The organism is Frateuria defendens, assembly GCF_001182895.1.
Classification (GTDB): Bacteria; Pseudomonadota; Gammaproteobacteria; order Xanthomonadales; family Rhodanobacteraceae; genus Frateuria_B; species Frateuria_B defendens.
The window spans coordinates 1-331 of the sequence record NZ_LFQR01000287.1; the positions used below are offsets into that span (position 1 = coordinate 1).

Annotated in this window: 1 protein-coding gene; it reads right to left on the reverse strand. The window is 70.1% G+C overall.

The window, feature by feature from the left end:
• Window positions 1-19: 19 nt before the first annotated feature.
• The coding region (gene eutB, locus ACH65_RS18300) for an ethanolamine ammonia-lyase subunit EutB (RefSeq protein ID WP_049624078.1) at window positions 20-331 on the reverse strand (312 nt) is incomplete at its 5' end.

The window sequence follows — 331 nt, forward strand, 5'->3', positions numbered from 1 at the left end:
CTGCATGGCCTGGTTCCGCTCAGCCGCGGGGGCCGGCGATGGACGCCAGCCTGCGCAGGGAAGGGTGCTGCGCCGGCAGCGGCAGCAGGCGGCCGTCGTCGTCGAGCAACTGCATGTGCCGCAGCCACTGCTCGAACTCCGGCGCGCGCCGCAGTCCGAGCAGCTGCCGCAGGTACAGGGCGTCGTGGAAGGAGGTGCTCTGGTACATCAGCATGACGTCGTCCGCGCCCGGCACGCCGATGAGGAAGGTGACGCCGGCCGTGGCGAGCAGGGTCATCAGCGTGTCCATGTCGTCCGAGTCGGCCTCGGCATGGTTGGTGTAGCAGACGTC